Below are 970 nucleotides of genomic sequence, written 5' to 3'. Positions count from 1 at the left end.
TTAAGGCTCCCAGTAGACGACTGGGTTGATAGGCCGGATGTGGAAGCCCAGTAATGGGTGGAGCTGACCGGTACTAATAAGCCGAGGGCTTGTCCTCAGATGCTCGCGTCCACTGTTTGGTTCCCGGGTTGCGAACGGTCGCACCGGTTGAACCAGTCACTTAACTGAAAAGTGTGCTTGTTCGCCTGACACCCGATGGTGTTTCGGTGGTCATAGCGTTAGGGAAACGCCCGGTCACATTTCGAACCCGGAAGCTAAGCCTTTCAGCGCCGATGGTACTGCAGGGGGGACCCTGTGGGAGAGTAGGACGCCGCCGAACAATCTTTGTGGACCCTCGGTCCTGGCCAAAGCGCTGGGACCGGGGGTCCTTTTGTTTTTCATGGCAGTGCGCAGTCCGCGGACGGTACGGGAGACTGGCACTACAGCAGTACAAACGACAGGAGTCACGTCGATGTCCAACACGCCCGAGGAAAGGCCGGATCGGCCGGAGCGGCGCACGCCGCGTCAGGGCGGCGACCGGGGTGGTTACCGCAGCGGTGGGCCCCGTCGCGAAGGCGACCGGGCCGGCGGCGGTTTCCGTCGCGACGACCGCCCCCGTTACGACCGGCCTCGTGAGGACCGGCCGCGTGACGATCGAGGTGGCTTCCGTCGCGACGACCGCCCGCGTGAGGACCGGCCGCGCGATGACCGCGGTGGGTTCCGTCGGGACGACCGGCCGCGTCAGGATCGCCCGCGTGACGATCGTGGGGGTTTCCGTCGCGACGACCGGCGTGACGAGCGTCCGCGCTTTGATCGTCCGCGTGAGGACCGTCCCCGTGATGAGCGCCCGCGTTACGACCGGCCTCGTGAGGACCGGCCGCGCGATGACCGTGGTGGGTTCCGTCGGGACGACCGGCGTGACGAGCGTCCCCGCTACGACCGTCCCCGTGAGGACCGGCCGCGTCAGGACCGGCCCAGTGACGACCGCGGT

General features: G+C 66.6%; 2 rRNA genes and 1 pseudogene. All 3 read left to right on the top strand.

The features are described 5' to 3' along the window. Window positions 1-97, top strand: a 23S ribosomal RNA gene (locus ACIP9H_RS20780); the annotation flags it as partial. Window positions 98-202: 105 nt separating this feature from the next. Next, window positions 203-319, top strand: a 5S ribosomal RNA gene (gene rrf / locus ACIP9H_RS20775). A 217-nt stretch (window positions 320-536) separates the two neighbouring features. Then, window positions 537-970 (top strand): annotated as a pseudogene (locus ACIP9H_RS20770) (hypothetical protein); the annotation flags it as partial.

Origin of the sequence: Streptomyces sp. NPDC088732 (assembly GCF_044751205.1) — a bacterium.
Taxonomy (GTDB): domain Bacteria; phylum Actinomycetota; class Actinomycetes; order Streptomycetales; family Streptomycetaceae; genus Actinacidiphila.
Note: the sequence above shows the minus strand (reverse complement) of the source record. Positions and strands in the feature narration are given on the sequence as shown.